Origin of the sequence: Microbaculum mangrovi (assembly GCF_051390635.1) — a bacterium.
GTDB lineage: Bacteria > Pseudomonadota > Alphaproteobacteria > Rhizobiales > Tepidamorphaceae > Microbaculum.
In genome coordinates this window covers 771872-787158 of record NZ_JBPODT010000003.1, presented here as the reverse complement: position 1 = coordinate 787158, position 15287 = coordinate 771872, and the positions used below count along the sequence as shown (strand labels likewise).

The window sequence follows — 15287 nt, the reverse complement described above, 5'->3', positions numbered from 1 at the left end:
GGAGGAATGAGCACGGCACTTTCCGTGTATCACGGGAGGTTTGGACGTGCCGCAATCTATCGGCTCGACAAATCACTCGCCACACACGCCCATCGCGAAGGGCATATAATTCTGCTGATCGGGGCGAGCGACAGCGCGCTCACGATCTCCGACCAAACATACGCCCTGACCGGATCGCACGGCGTCGCGGTGAACCCGTGGCAGCCGCACAATTTCATCGCCGCCGACCCGATCAACGGATCGGTACTTCTGGTCCTCTACATCAAGCCCCTGTGGTTCCTCGAAGCCGGCCGCAGCGCCGACAACGCCCTGCGCTTCGGGCGCAATTCCATCGAGGTCACGTCCGCGGTCGGCCGCCTCGCACAGCGCGTTACCTCGATGTTGCTGGACGACGAGTCCTCAAGCCTCTTCGACGGATATCTCTACGAGCTGACCCGCGAATGCTTCGATCAATCGTGGCAATGGAAGTCCGACGAGCCGACCAATCGCATGAGCTGGAACGGGATCTCCGACTTCCGGATCCGGAATTCGCTCCGTCTCATGCGCGAGCGCATGGGCGACGAATTCGTGCTCGACGACATCGCGCGGGAATCGGGGCTGTCGAGGCCGCATTTCTACAAGCTGTTCCACCAGAACGTCGGCGTCACGCCCAACACGTACCTGAACACCCTCAAGATGGAGACGTCGCTCGACCGGCTGACCCTGAGCAGCGATCCGGTCACTACGATCGGCCTCGATCTCGGGTTTTCGTCGCAGGCTAGCTTCACCCGCTTCTTCAGCACCAATGTCGGGATCCCGCCGAGCGACTACCGGCGCGCCACGATGGTGCTGCACTAGAGCCGTTCTCGCGAGGACGGCAACAATAATACTCAAAGGTATGCCCGGTCCGGGTCCCGCGCCGTAATCTTCTCCGAAACACCAAACGGGGGGAGAGGCTCAGAGTATGCCTGCCAGGGCAAAAGCAAGGGAGGGAGTCGCGCTGCCTCCACATACCCGACGTGACAGGGTGTCGGGGGCTTAGGCAATGCGCTTTTTCGAACGCCACCCCTACTGGTCGTTCATCATCCTCATCTTGGCGGCGATCTTCCTATGGCTGATCTTCGCGCCTTGGTCGGATGGCATCGAAAACATCCTGGGCCGCAAGAAGGTCTTCCTGAACGCACTGTTCAACGGCATCACCCTCGGTGCGCTCTATTTCTTCGTGGCCAGCGGCTTCACGCTGATCTTCGGCCTGATGCGCAACGTGAACCTGGCGCACGGCTCGCTCTACCTGCTCGGCGGCTACATCGGCTACGAGGTCGCCACGGCCACCGAATGGTGGCTGCTTTCGTTCGTCGTCGCGTTCATCGTCGTGGGTGCCTTCGGCGTCGTCCTGCAATACGTCGTGTTCCGCCGCATGGAAGGCGACGACCTCAAGCAGACGCTGGTCACGATCGGCATCTCGATCTGCCTGGCCGACATCATGCTGTGGATCTGGGGCGGCGATTTCTATCAGATCCTTGCCCCCGAATGGTTGTCCGGCCCGGTCGAACTGCCGCTGATCACGGCGGTCAAGAGCAGCGGCGACGCAGTCTACCTAAAATACCCGGTCGTGCGCCTGTTCATCCTCGTTGCGGCGATCGTGGTCGGCGCGCTGATGTGGATCGCGCTCAACCGGACGCGCATCGGCATGCTGGTGCGTGCCGGCGTGGACGACCGCGACATGCTGTCGGCGACGGGCGTGCGTATCCAGCTCGTCTTCGTGCTCGTCTTCGCCGTCGGAGCGGGACTGGCGGGACTGGCCGGCGTCGTCGGCGGGACGTTCCAGTCACTCGCGCCTGGGGAGGACACGCGTTTCCTGCTGGCCTCCCTTGTGGTGGTGATCGTCGGCGGGATGGGCTCGATCCCGGGCGCCGCCCTCGGCGCGGTCATCATCGGGCTCGCCGAGCAGTTCGGCTCCGTCTACTTCCCGACCTACGCGGTCGTCCTCACCTTCCTCATCATGGTGCTCGTGCTGGCCTTCCGGCCCCAAGGGCTCGTCGCGAGCAGGCGCTAGACCCATGGCCGTGACCGAAAATCCGAACGGCCTTGACACGCGCACAGGCAGTTTCGCGCCGTGGTTCGACCTGTCGCGGATACCGGCCGCCTACTGGGCGATCGGCGCGATTCTCCTGATCATGCCGGCCTTTACCGGCGATTTCGTGCTGTTCCAGATCTTCGGCTGGGCGTTCATCCTCGGCACAATCGCCTTGTCGCTGACGTTCCTGGGCGGCTACGGCGGCATGGTCAGCCTTGCCCAGATGTCTATCGCCGGCGTCGCCGCCTACATGACGGCGATCCTGGGCACGAGCGGCATCTCCAATATCTCGCTCGGCTGGCCGTGGTGGCTGTACCTGCCCGTGGCGATCCTCGTCGCGGTTGCCTTCGGCACGATCACGGGCGCGCTCGCCGTGCGCACCGAAGGCATCTACACGATCATGATCACGCTGGCGATCGCCACCGCGTTCTTCTACTTCTGCCGCCAGAATTACGTGATCTTCAACGGCTTCAGCGGCTTCAACCAGGTGCTGCCGCCGCACCTTTTCGGGGTCGATTGGCGCGATCCGATCCCGTTCTACTACCTCGCCCTGTTCTGGGCCGTGGCCGCCTATCTGCTGGTGCTCTACGTATCGCGCTCGCCGTTCGGGCTGGCGCTGCAGGGCGTGCGGGACAATCCCCGCCGCATGGCCGCGCTCGGCTTCAACGTCAACATGCACCGGGTTGCCGCCTACGCCTTCGCGAGCGTGATCGCGGCCGTCGGCGGCATCCTGCTCGTCTGGCTCAACAGCGGCATCTCGCCCGGCGCCATTTCCGTCGGACCGGCCATCGACATCCTCGTGATCGCCGTCGTGGGCGGCCTGCGCCATCCGATCGGCCCGTTCATCGGGGCGATCATCTACGTGCTGCTGCGCACTTTCGCACTCGACGCCCTGGTCTCGGTCGGACTGGCGGGCGAGCGATTCCAGCTTCTGATCGGCGTCGGCTTCCTGGTCATCGTGTTCTGGTCGCCGGACGGCGTGCTCGGCCTGTGGGCGCGTTGGCGCGAGCGGGCGCGCAGCCGCGATCCGCTGACCGGCCGGCCGCGAGAGGACGTGTGATGGCGGAAACCGTCGCCCAGCGCCTGTCCTCGGCCGGAGCGGCCAACGCGCTCGAGCTGCGCGGCGTATCCCGCATGTTCGGCGCGCTCGCCGCGCTCAGCGACATCACCATGACGGTTCGCCCCGGCGAACGCCGCGCCGTGCTCGGCTCGAACGGCGCCGGCAAGACGACGCTGTTCAACTGCATCACCGGCGATTTCCTGCCGACATCGGGTACGATCCGGCTGTTCGGCGAAGACGTCACCGCCTTCCCCGCCTACGAGCGCATCCGCCGGGGGCTTCGCCGGACGTATCAGATATCGCTTCTGTTCGGCGGCCTGACCGTCCTCGACAACATCTATCTGGCTTGCCGGGGCGTCTCGCGCGGCCGGTTCTCGCTGCTCAGGCCGCGGCGCAACGACGCCCTGATGCAGGCGGCCGAGGAACTGCTGACCGCCGTTCACCTGACGCCGGCGCGCGATACGCTCGTCGCCGAGCTGTCCTACGGCCAGCAACGCCAGCTGGAAATCGCGCTGGCGCTAGCCGGCGCGCCGCGCTTCATCCTGTTCGACGAGCCCGCCGCCGGGCTGTCTCCGGCCGAACGGCGCGAGCTTATCGACATCCTCTCCGGGCTGCCCGAGCACATCGGATACATCATCATCGAGCACGACATGGACGTCGCGCTGCGCGTCTCCGAGCGCGTGACGATGATGCACAACGGACGCATCTTCAAGGAAGGCAGCCCGGAGGAAATCGAGGAAGACCCGGAAGTCCAGGCGCTCTATCTGGGAGGCGCCCATGGCTGAACGCGAACGCACCGGCACGCCGGTACTCGAGATCCGGGGACTGAACGTCTACTACGGCGCCTCGCACGCCCTGCAGGGCGTGGAGCTCAAGCTCCAGGGCGGCGCGCTTGCCGTCGTGGGCCGCAACGGCATGGGCAAGACGACGCTGTGCAAGGCGATCATGGGCCTGGTGCCGATCGCGTCGGGCTCGATCCGGTTTTCCGGCCAGGAACTCGCCGGACGCACGCCGGCCGAGATCGCCCGCCTCGGCATCGGCTACGTGCCGCAGGGCCGACGCCTGTGGCGCTCGCTGACGGTCGACGAGCATCTGCGCATGGTCTCCACCGGCCACGCCGGCGCCTGGACGGTGGAGCGGATCTACTCGACGTTTCCGCGGCTCGCCGACCGGCGCAACAACGGCGGCGGCCAATTGTCGGGCGGCGAGCAGCAGATGCTCGCAATCGCCAGGGCGCTCCTGCTCAACCCGCAGCTCCTCGTCATGGACGAGCCGACCGAGGGCCTCGCCCCGGTCATCGTCGCCCAGCTCGAGGAACTTCTTATCAATCTCGCCGAATCCGGTGACGTCGACGTCCTACTGATCGAGCAGAATATCGGCGTGGCCACCGAGGTCGCGCCCGAGGTCGCGATCATGGTCAACGGGCGCATCAACCGGATCATCGACTCCGGCCAGCTATCCGGCGACCGCGACTTGCAGCAGCGGCTTCTTGGCGTGGGCCGTCATGCCCATGACGAGACGCCCGACGTCGAAACGCCGACGCGTCGGTCGGAAACCGAGCGCGGCGCCGCGCCCGAGCACGCCGTGCAACGCGTCTACATTTCGAATCCCAAGCCGCCGACGCGCTGGTCGCAGCCGGTTCCGGTGCGCCAGATCGAACAGGCGGCGCGCATCGTGTCTGCGGGACGGGCGCCGGGGATGGATGCCGCCTTGCCGCACGCCGAGCTGAGACCGCTGGCCTCGCCCGGCGAGAACGTCGTGCTGGTCGCCGGCACCCTCGACACCAAGGGCGCGGAACTGCGGTTCATCCGCGACGTGATCCGTGAGCACGGCCTGCCGGTGCGCATGGTCGACCTTTCCACCTCCGGCCGCCATTCCGGCGCGGAGGTCCCCGCGCATCAGGTCGCCGCCTTCCATCCGCGCGGCGCCAGCGGCGTGTTCACCCATGATCGCGGCGAGTCGGTGGCCGGCATGACGCTGGCGTTCGAGCGCTGGGTGGCGCGGCAAAGCGGCATCGCCGGGATCATTTCGGCGGGCGGGTCCGGCGGGACCGCGATCGTCGCACCGGCCATGCGCGCGCTTCCGGTGGGCACGCCCAAGCTGATCGTCTCGACCGTGGCGTCCGGCGACGTGCGCCGCTATGTCGGGCCGTCCGACATCACCATGATGTACTCGGTCGCCGACGTGCAGGGCCTGAATTCGATCACCCGGCAGGTCCTGCGCAACGCGGCGGCGGCCATGGCCGGGATGGTCCGCGACCGGCGCGAGCACGCACGGCGGGAGTCGGGCGGCGTGAAGCCGGCGGTGGGCCTGACCATGTTCGGCGTGACCACCCAGTGCGTCAGGCAGGTGGCCGATGCGCTGGAGACGGATTACGACTGCCTTGTGTTCCACGCGACCGGCATCGGCGGTCAGTCGATGGAGAAACTCATCGACGGTGGCCAGATCCGCGCGGTGATCGACATCACCACGACCGAGATCTGCGACATGATTGCCGGGGGAATCTTCCCGGCCACCGAGGATCGCTTCGGCGCGATCATCCGCACGCGCATCCCCTATATCGGCTCGTGCGGCGCCCTCGACATGGTCAACTTCGGCGTCCCGGACACCGTTCCGGAGAAATACCGGCACCGTACCTTCTACCATCACAATCCGCAGATCACCCTGATGCGCACGACGCCGGAGGAGAACGCGGAGATGGGCCGCTGGATCGGCAACCGTCTCAACGAGATGGAAGGCCCGGTCCGATTCTTTCTGCCCGAAGGCAGCGTTTCGCAGCTCGACGAACCCGGGCAGCCGTTCCACGATCCGGCAGCCGACAAAGCCCTGTTCGATGCCCTGGAGCAGACGGTTCGCCAGACCGCGAGCCGGCAGCTGGTGCGGCTTCCCCACAACATCAACGATCCCGCGTTCTCCGCCGAGCTGGTCTCGACGTTCCGGTCTCTGCACGGCTCGACGCGGCCGAAACCCAGACGAGCATCGAGGTAGACGCCGGACATGCCGATCGAACGCACGAAGATCCTCGAAAGGTTCCGCGCCATGATCGATCGCGGCGAACCGATCATCGGCGGCGGGGCCGGAACCGGCCTGTCGGCGAAATGCGAGGAAGCCGGCGGCATCGACCTGATCGTGATCTACAATTCCGGGCGCTACCGCATGGCCGGGCGCGGCTCGTTGGCCGGGCTCCTGGCCTACGGCGACGCGAACCAGATCGTGGTCGATATGGCCGCGGAGGTGCTGCCGGTCGTCGAACGCACGCCCGTGCTCGCCGGCGTGAACGGCACCGACCCTTTCCGGGTCATGGACGTCTTCCTCGACGAATTGAAGCGGATCGGCTTCTCCGGCGTCCAGAACTTCCCGACGGTCGGGCTTATCGACGGCACCTTCCGCGCAAACCTGGAAGAGACCGGCATGTCCTACGGGCTGGAGGTCGACATGATCGCCAAGGCCCGGGCCAAGGACATGCTGACCACGCCCTACGTATTCAACGAGGATGACGCCGCGGCGATGGCCATGGCGGGCGCCGATATCATCGTCTGCCACCTGGGCCTGACGACCGGCGGCTCGATCGGCGCCGAGACCGCGCTGAAGCTCGAGGACTGCCCGGCCAGGGTCGATGCCTGGGCCGAGGCCGCGCTCAAGGTCAACAAGGACGCGATCGTGCTCGTCCACGGCGGACCGGTGGCGATGCCGGACGACGCACGCTTCGTCTTGAACGAAACCCGCAACTGCCACGGCTTCTACGGCGCCTCCTCGATGGAGCGCCTGCCGACCGAGGTTGCGCTGACGGAACAAACGCGCCGGTTCAAGGAAATCGGCGGGATGCTTGGGTAACGGCAGGAGGCGGCCGTGACGCAGCCGCTGCCGGTTCGGGAGGAAAGACCATGACTGGACAGATCATTGGCCAGATCATCCTTTGGCTCATAGTCGCGGTCGTCGCGATCGCCATCATCTACTGGGTGATGAATCGCCTCTATCGCCGCTCGACCAAGGAAGTGGCTTTCGTCAGAACCGGTTTCCTCGGCGAGAAGGTCGTCATCGACGGCGGCGCCTTCGTCTGGCCGATCGTCCACGACATCACGCCGGTGAACATGAACACCGTGCCGCTGGAGATCATCCGCGCCAAGGAGCAGGCACTGATCACCCGCGACCGCATGCGCGTCGACGTCGAGGCCGAATTCTACATCCGGGTGAAGCCGGCCAAGGAGGCCGTCTCCCGCGCCGCCGCCACGCTCGGCCGCCGCACCCTGGATACCGAATATCTGTTCAACCTGCTGTCGAGCCGCTTCGAGTCCGCGCTGCGCGCCGTCGCCGCCGACATGACCATGGCGGAGATGCACGAACAGCGCGGCGCCTACGTCACCCGCGTGAAGGAAGCCGCCTTCGAGGACATGGCGACCAACGGACTGGAGCTCGAGTCCGTCGCCATCATGGACATCGACCAGACGAGCCTCGAATTCTTCAATCCCTCGAACCGCTTCGACGCCGAAGGTCTGACCGCCCTCATCAAGGATATCGAGGACCGCCGGAAGCTGCGCAACGACATCGAGCAGGACTCGATGATCCAGATCAGGGCGCGGAACCTGGAGGCGGAAAAGGAAGCCCTCTCGATCGAACGGGAGAGCGAGGAGGCCCGCCTCCTGCAGGAACGCGACGTCGAGTTCCGCCGTGCCCAGCAACGCGCCGAACTCGCCCGTGAAAGGGCCGAGCGCGAGCGCGAGGCCGAGGAAGCGCAGATCAGTGCCCGCGAGGTCATCGAGCGCGCGCGCATCGTCACGGACCAGTCGATCACCGCGTCACGGATCGAGTCGGAGCGCGTAACGCGTCAACGCGAGATCGAGCGGCAGCAGGCAATTGATTCCGCCGAGATCAAGTCCCGCGAAGAAACGGAGAAGGCCCGCATCCTGCAGGAGCGGGCGGTCCAGGAATCCCGCATCGTCAACGAGCAGGAGACGCAGGCCCGCGAGATCACCCGTCGCCGGACCATCGAAGAAGCGGAAATCGCGGCGCGCGAAGCGACCGAGCGCGCTCGTATCGAGCAGGAGCGCGCCGTTCAGGAGGCTCGCATCGCCAACGAGCAGGAGACGCAGGCCCGCGAGATCACCCGTCGCCGGACCATCGAAGAAGCGGAAATCGCGGCGCGCGAGGCAACCGAGCGTGCCCGTCTCGAACAGCAGCGGGTCGTCGAGGAGACCCGCATCGCGCAGGAACTCGCCGTTACCGACGCCCGTATCGCCAGCGAAGAGGAAACCCGCCGGCGCGAGATCGAGCGCAACCGCGCCGTGGAGGCCGCCGAAATCGCCGCGCGCGAAGCGACCGAGAAGCTGCGCATTGCCGAAGCGGCGGGGGTCAACGAGGAGCGCATCTCGACGGATCGCCGTATCCGCGAGCTGGAAATCGAGCGTCAGCGCGTGCTCGAGGAAGCCGAGATTGCCGCCCAGCAGGCGACGGAAGCCGCGCGCATCGCCCGCGAGAAGCGGATCGCCGCCGAACGCATCGCCTACGAACAGGACGTGCGGGAACGCGAGATCGCGCGGACCCGCGCTGTGGACGTGGCCGAACTCGCCGCCCGCCAGACCGTTGAGGCCCAGCGCATCGACATCGACGCGAAGATCGATCAGGACCGCATCGCCCGACGCGAGGAAACCGTGCTCGCCGAGACGGCCGCCGCGCTGAAGACGGAAGCGGCCGGGATCGATCGGCAGAAGAAGATCGATGCGGACCGTATTGTCGCGGAGCTGGAAACCCGTTCCCGCGAGATCGAGCGCAACGAGAACATCGAGGCCCAGGAAGTCGCCTCCCGCCGCCAGGTCGACCGGATCCGGATCGAGAAGGAGCTCGAGACGTCGCGTGAAAAGGTCCAGCGGGACGAAGAGCTGCGCAACCTGGAAATCGCCCGCAACAAGGTTCTGGACGAGGCCGCGATCGCTGCAGAACAGGCGGTCGAAGCGGCACGCATCTCGCAGAAGCGGACGCTCGACGCCGAGCGGATCGCCGCGGAGCAGGCGGTACGCGAACGCGAGATCGCCCGCGAGGAAGCCGTCGAAGCGATCGACCTCAAACGCCGCGACGCCGTCGAGCGCCAGCGCATCGAGGTCGAACTGGGGCTGGAACAGGAGCGGATCGCCTCGCAGAAGGAACGCGAGGTCCTCGACATCAAGCGCAAGAAGGACGTCGAGGAAGCCGACGAATCCCGCATCATCGAGATCGCCGCGATCAAGGGCCAACGCGCCGAGGCCGACGCCAAGCTGCGCCGGACAGAGATCGTGGCGACGCGCGACGTCGAGACCACCGACGTGCAGCGCGAGCAGGCCATCGAGGCGGCGCGGCTGGAACGGCGGCGCTCGCTCGAACAGCTCGAAATCGCTCGCGTGCAGGCCCTGCGGGAGGCCGAGATCGCGTCCAACGAGGATATCGAACGGGCCCGGATCGCCTCAGAGCGCGGCCTCGACGACGCCCGCATCGGCCACGAGACCGAGCGGCGACGCCTGGAGGTGCAGCGCGAGCGCGACGTGGAAACCGCGAAGATGGAGAAGGCCATCGCGCTCTACCAGAAGTCGCTGGAGGAGACGGCAGCCCAGATCGAGGCCGATGTCGCCAGGGCACGCGCGGCCGAAGCCGAAGAGCTGGTCAAGACGACCCGTGAAACCGAAGAGGCCAATCGCCGCAAGACAATCGACGTACTGATGGCCCAGAAGACCGCCGAGCAGGAGAAGATCGCCGCGGCAGCCGAGAAGGTACGCCGTGCCGTCGAAGCGGAGGCGCAGCGCCTGATCAACGAAGCGGAGAACGTGCTCACGGACGGCGCCCGCGCCTCGCTGTTCAAGCGCAAGCTGCTCGACCGCGTCGAGGGCATCGTCGCCGCGTCGGTCAAGCCGCTGGAGAAGATCAACGACATTCGTATCGTGCAGATGGACGGCCTCACGCAGGGCGACGGCGGTCGCGGCGGAAGCCCGACGGACGAGGTGATCAACTCGGCCCTGCGCTACCGCGTACAGGCGCCGCTGATCGACAGCCTCCTGTCGGAGATGGGCATAGAAGGCTCGAACCTCGCCAAGCAGGCAGGCCTGATCCGCGAGGCCTCGGACATGCAGCGCATTTCCAAAGAGGCCGGACGGTCGTCGGACGGCGGCGGTGACGGCGGCCCATCGGGAGGGGATTCCTCCGGTGGGGGCGCGTCGGGCGGCGGCTCTGGCGGCGGGTCGAGCGGCGGATTCCGCTCTCGCCGCGGCCGGAAAGGCGAATAAGCCATGGCCCGCGTGTACATATCGAGCGTAATCGCCGCGCCCACCGCCCGGGTCTGGGAGCGCGTGCGGGACTTCAACGGCCTGCCGCGCTGGCACCCGGCGATCCGCGAAAGCCGTATCGAGAACGGTGAGCCGTCCGACAAGGTCGGCTGCGTACGCGACTTTCGCCTGCAGAACGGCGACCGCATCCGCGAAAAGCTGCTCGGCCTGTCGGATTACGACTACTTCTGCACCTACTCGATCCTCGAAAGCCCGATGCCGCTGACCGACTACATCGCGACATTGCGGCTGACGCCGGTAACCGACGGCGACAGGACGTTCGCCGAATGGTCGGCCGAGTTCGAGTGCGCCCCGGACGCCGCGACGGATCTCGTCGCCGGCATCGGCCTGAATGTCTTCCAGGCCGGGTTCGACAGCCTCAAGCGGCACTTCGGAGGCTAGGCCACGCCATGGTGAAGGTGGTCAAGAGCACGATCATGGACGCCCCCGTCGAGGCGGTATGGGAGGTGCTTCGCGACTTCAACGGTCACGACCAATGGCACCCGGCGGTCGCCGACAGCGCCATCGAGCGCGGCCTGCCCTCCGACAAGATCGGCTGCGTACGGCGTTTCCATCTGGTCGACGGCTCGGAGCTGCGCGAGCAGTTGCTGACACTGTCGGACGCGGACATGGCGTTTTCCTACTGCCTGTTGGATACGCCGGTGCCGCTGCTCAACTACGTCGCCCATGTCCGGCTAGTACCGGTGACGGACGGCGACCGGGCCTTCTGGTACTGGGAGTCGCGGTTCGACACGCCCGCCGGACGCGAGGAGGAACTCGCGACCATGGTCGGCGAACAGATCTACGAGGGCGGCTTTGCCGCCGTGCGCGAGCATATGGGCCTCGCGCCGGCCGAGACGGGAGAAGCGTGATGCCAGTACGCGTCGAAACCTACGCGGGCCTGGACGAAGCGGCCCGATCCCTCGCCGCCAATTCCGCGGCACGGTTCTTCGCCGGCGGAACATTGCTCATGAGGGCCGTCAACGAGGCGAACCCGTCGTTCGATACCCTCATCCGGGCGACCGATCCGGCCCTCAAGGACATCCGCCCCGAGGGCGATGCCATCGTCGTCGGCGCCGCCTGCACCATGAACGAGATCATGGCCCACCGCGAGCTGGCCTTCCTTGCCCCCGTCGCGCGCGGTATCGGCGGACCGGCCGTGCGCACCGCAGCGACGATCGGCGGCAACCTCTTCGCCCGGTCCCCCTTCGGCGAGATGACCACGGCGTTGCTCGCGCTCGGCGCGACGATCCACTTCGCCGGCCATGGTGACCAGGTCGTGATCGACGAGTTTCTTTCGAACCGGGACCGCTATCGCAACCAGATCGTCCGATCCGTCAGCGTTCCCCGGATCAGCGATCCCAGCGCGTTCCGCTTCCTCAAGGTGACGCGGGTCAAGCCGAAAGGCGCAGCCCTGATCTCGATCGCCGCGAGGATCGGCAGACCCGGCGGCGGCGAGACCCGCATCGCCTTCAACAACATGAACCCGGTGCCGACCCGCGCCCTTGCCGCCGAGCAGGCCTTGCAAGGCGGAAGCCTCGACGAGGCAAGCGTGTCGCGCGCCGCATCGCTGGCAACCGACGGCATGAACCCGCCGACCGACGCGCTGGCAAGCGACTGGTACCGCCGGGAGGTGGCGCCGGTCCATCTCAGGCGCTTGCTTCTGGGGAGGGCCTGAGCAATGGCTAAGAAACCCGTTCAGTTCCGCCTCAACGGCGACGAGAAGGCCGCCTTCGTCGAGGATGGACAGAACCTACTCGACGTACTTCGCCGCGGGGTCGGCGACCTGACCCCGAAATACGGCTGCGGCCAGGGCACCTGCGGCACCTGCACCGTCCTCATCGACGGCGAGCCGCGCCTGTCCTGCCTGACGCTGGCGGAGACGGTCGACGGCCATGCCGTCACCACCGTGGCGGGACTTGCCGACGGCGCGGCTTTGCATCCGCTGCAGGATGCCTTCATGCGCCACTTCGCGGCCCAGTGCGGCTACTGCACGCCGGGCATGCTGATCGCCGCGAAGGCGCTGCTCGACCGCAACCCGCGCCCGACCCGCGAAGATGTCGTCGAGGCAATCTCGGGCAACATCTGCCGGTGCACCGGCTACGAAGCGATCATCAACGCAATCCTCGATGCCGCGAACGCCGCATCGGGATCTAGCTACGCGCGAGGCTGACATGGCGATCGAGTTTCGAAAGGAATTGTTCGCCGACGAGCGCGACGACAATCTCAACGAGATCGGCAAGCCGACCCAGCGCCAGGACATGATGGGCCACGTCACCGGCCGGTCGCCGTTCTACGACGACCACCTGTTCGACGGACTGCTGCACCTGCGCTGCGTCAGGAGCCCGCATCACCACGCCCGCATCCGATCGATCGACACGTCGGAAGCCGAACGGATGCCGGGGGTGAAACGGATCGTGCTCGGTAAGGACGTACCGAACAATCTCAATACGCTGTTGAGCCTGCTCGACTTTGGTCTCGACGACGAGCCGCTCATCTCGACGAAGAAGGTCGCCTACAAGGGCGAGCCCGTCGCCGCAGTCATCGCCGAGACGGAGCGCCAGGCGCGCGACGCCTGCGCCAAGGTCCGCGTCGACTGGGAAGTTCTGCCGCACGTCCTCGACGTCGAGGAGGCGATCAAGTCCGGCGCGCCCTCGGTCAACGAGACCTATCCGAAGAACGCCTTCGTCTACCACGGCAAGTACGACCACCAGAAGCTGCGCTACGGCGACGTCGAGGCGGCGTTCCGCACCGCCGATCACGTGATCGAAGGCCGCTACCAGATGTCACCGATCGAGCAGGCGCCGACCGAGACCTGCGGCGCGATCGCGGCGCCGGAAACGAACGATCGCTACGTCTGCTACACCAGCACGCAGGCGCTGTTCTTCTCGCTCGGCACGGCCTCCAAGCTGCTCAACATGCCATCGAGCCGGTTGCATTTCATCGGCGGCACGGTTGGCGGCGGCTTCGGCGGCAAGGTCGACAGCCTGCACGAGCCGCTGGCGATCCTCGGCACCATGCTCACGGGCCGACCGGTCAAGTACATGTTCGACCGCGTCGAGGAGATGCAGGTCGGGGCGCCGCGCGGGGCCGAGCGCTGGTACATCAAGGACGGCGTCATGAACGACGGGCGCCTCGTCGCCCGCCAGTTCCGCGGCTATTTCGACTCCGGCGCCTACACGCGACTATCGAGCTACGCGATCATCAAATGCGTCGGCCACCTGCCCGGCCCCTACACGATCCCGAATGTTCATGCCGACGTCTATTGCGTCTTCACCAACCGCACGCCGGCAACCGCGATGCGCGGTTTCGGCATCACCGGCGTCGACTTCGCCATCGAAGCGCATATGGACAAGGTGGCCGAAGCCGTCGGCATGGACCCGATCGAGCTGCGCATTCTCAACGCCTACCGCGACGGCGACATGAAGGCGCACCGGCGCCTCGCCAAGAACACCGCGCTGGTAGAGTGCTGCCAGGTCGCCGCCGAAAAGGCGTCGTGGCGGATCCACGACACAGCCCGGCGCGAAACCTCGCTGACCGGAGGCGGCGGCGAGCGCGGCCAGATCCCGAACTATACGGCGCTCGACGAGAACGGCCGCATCGAGGGCTACGCCCATCAGAGCTATGCGGCGAGCGGCCAGCCGACCGACCAGGCTGCCCCGGTTCAGCCGGCACCCGTGCAGCCCTCGCCTCCCCCGGTTTCCCAACCGGCGGCGCCGAGCGCGCCACCACCCGCATCGACCCCGCCTTCACCGACACCGCCCTCCCCGGCACCGGCTCCCGCGCAGCCGGCGCCTTCCCAGGGCACGACCCGCGCACCACTGCGGTTCTCGTCTGTTTCCGGCCTGAGGAGACGCTGACATGGCAAAACACCGCGGCAAGGGCTTTGCCTGCATCAACTATCCGATCGGCATGAATCTCGGCGGCGATCCGAGCCAGGCCCTGGTCCACTCCAATCCCGACGGCAAGTTCATGGTCGCCCTGTCCTCGATCGACCTGGGGCAGGGCATGAAGTCCGTTTCCCGCCAGATCGCCGCCGAAACGCTCGGCGTTCCGGTCGAGGACGTCTATGTCGACACCGCCGACAGCGACACCGGCCCCCATTGCATGGGCTCTTTCGCCTCGCGCGGCACGCACCGTGTCGGGAACGCGGTCATCCAGGCGGCGCAGGAGGCCCGCGCGGTGATGCTGGAGGCCGCTGCGGAGGAGCTTGAGGTCAACGCGTCGGACCTGGAGACGGACGGCAAGGGCAATATCCAGGTAAAGGGCGCGCCATCGCGCTCGATCACCACCGCGGCGGCCTGCGGCGCCGCCCAGTTCAAGCAGGGCAAGACGGTGTCGGGACGCGGCATCTTCCTGATCCCGATGTCGGACGTCAGCCCCGAGACCGGAGAAATGACACCGGTTTCCTGCTTCGCGCATGCCGCCCTAATCGCGGAAGTGGAGGTGGACGACGAGACTGGTGAGCTGTCTGTGATCGAGATCAACAGCGCCTACGAAGTCGGCCGGGCGCTCAATCCCAAGCTGGTGGAGCAGCAGCTTACCGGCGGGGCGTGGATGGGGATGAGCCACGCCGCCTGGGAAACGACCGAGCCCTATTATCCCGACCGCTCGCACGGGCCGGTGGACTTCAACACCTATACGATGCCCGGTCCCGGCGACATCGCACCGCACAACATCGCCGTGCTGGAACGCCCGGCCGAGGACGGCCCCTATGGCGGCAAGGGGCCGGGGGAGATGTGCGCCAATCCCGTCCTGCCGGCGGTCGCCAACGCCGTCTACAACGCTGTGGGCGTGCGAGTCGACGATCTGCCGATCACGCCCGAGAAGATCCTGCGGGGCCTGAAGGCCAACGGCGGCGCACGGCCGCAGGCGCGGCGGTAGG

General features: G+C 66.7%; 13 protein-coding genes. All 13 read left to right on the top strand.

Annotated features, from left to right (window positions below; translation table 11 throughout):
* Positions 1–6 precede the first annotated feature (6 nt).
* The 13 genes from ACSF9G_RS16480 (at position 7) to ACSF9G_RS16420 (ending at position 15286) form a co-directional block, all read left to right on the top strand.
* Entirely contained in the window at positions 7–837 is an 831-nt protein-coding gene (locus tag ACSF9G_RS16480) for a helix-turn-helix transcriptional regulator (RefSeq protein ID WP_436643190.1), read from the top strand.
* Between the two features lie 187 nt (positions 838–1024).
* Complete coding sequence (locus ACSF9G_RS16475) at positions 1025–2035, top strand: branched-chain amino acid ABC transporter permease (RefSeq protein ID WP_436643189.1); 1011 nt, start codon at positions 1025–1027, stop codon at positions 2033–2035.
* 4 nt (positions 2036–2039) lie between these two features.
* Entirely contained in the window at positions 2040–3116 is a 1077-nt protein-coding gene (locus ACSF9G_RS16470; protein WP_436643188.1) for a branched-chain amino acid ABC transporter permease, read from the top strand.
* A complete protein-coding gene (locus ACSF9G_RS16465; RefSeq protein ID WP_436643187.1) occupies positions 3116–3901 on the top strand; it encodes an ABC transporter ATP-binding protein in 786 nt (261 codons plus the stop codon). The genes ACSF9G_RS16470 and ACSF9G_RS16465 overlap by 1 nt, the downstream gene beginning before the upstream one ends.
* Positions 3894–6104 carry an ABC transporter permease gene (locus tag ACSF9G_RS16460; RefSeq protein ID WP_436643186.1) on the top strand — a complete coding sequence of 737 codons (2211 nt, stop codon included), beginning with the start codon at positions 3894–3896 and terminating at the stop codon, positions 6102–6104. The genes ACSF9G_RS16465 and ACSF9G_RS16460 overlap by 8 nt, the downstream gene beginning before the upstream one ends.
* 9 nt (positions 6105–6113) lie before the next feature.
* A complete protein-coding gene (locus tag ACSF9G_RS16455; protein WP_436643185.1) occupies positions 6114–6950 on the top strand; it encodes a phosphoenolpyruvate hydrolase family protein in 837 nt (278 codons plus the stop codon).
* Positions 6951–7000: 50 nt separating this feature from the next.
* Complete coding sequence (locus ACSF9G_RS16450; RefSeq protein ID WP_436643184.1) at positions 7001–10363, top strand: flotillin domain-containing protein; 3363 nt, start codon at positions 7001–7003, stop codon at positions 10361–10363.
* A gap of 3 nt (positions 10364–10366) precedes the next feature.
* Positions 10367–10804: an SRPBCC family protein gene (locus ACSF9G_RS16445; RefSeq protein WP_436643183.1), complete on the top strand. Its 438-nt coding sequence runs from the start codon at positions 10367–10369 to the stop codon at positions 10802–10804.
* Between the two features lie 8 nt (positions 10805–10812).
* Positions 10813–11274 (top strand): SRPBCC family protein, encoded by a 462-nt coding sequence (locus ACSF9G_RS16440; RefSeq protein ID WP_436643182.1) that lies wholly within the window; start codon positions 10813–10815, stop codon positions 11272–11274.
* Positions 11274–12080: an FAD binding domain-containing protein gene (locus ACSF9G_RS16435; RefSeq protein ID WP_436643181.1), complete on the top strand. Its 807-nt coding sequence runs from the start codon at positions 11274–11276 to the stop codon at positions 12078–12080. The genes ACSF9G_RS16440 and ACSF9G_RS16435 overlap by 1 nt, the downstream gene beginning before the upstream one ends.
* Before the next feature lie 3 nt (positions 12081–12083).
* The gene (locus ACSF9G_RS16430) at positions 12084–12575 is read left to right on the top strand and encodes a (2Fe-2S)-binding protein (RefSeq protein WP_436643180.1); all 492 of its coding nucleotides are present in this window, start codon (positions 12084–12086) and stop codon (positions 12573–12575) included.
* A gap of 1 nt (position 12576) precedes the next feature.
* The gene (locus ACSF9G_RS16425) at positions 12577–14262 is read left to right on the top strand and encodes a xanthine dehydrogenase family protein molybdopterin-binding subunit (protein WP_436643179.1); all 1686 of its coding nucleotides are present in this window, start codon (positions 12577–12579) and stop codon (positions 14260–14262) included.
* Between the two features lies 1 nt (position 14263).
* The gene (locus ACSF9G_RS16420) at positions 14264–15286 is read left to right on the top strand and encodes a xanthine dehydrogenase family protein molybdopterin-binding subunit (protein ID WP_436643178.1); all 1023 of its coding nucleotides are present in this window, start codon (positions 14264–14266) and stop codon (positions 15284–15286) included.
* Position 15287: the final 1 nt, after the last annotated feature.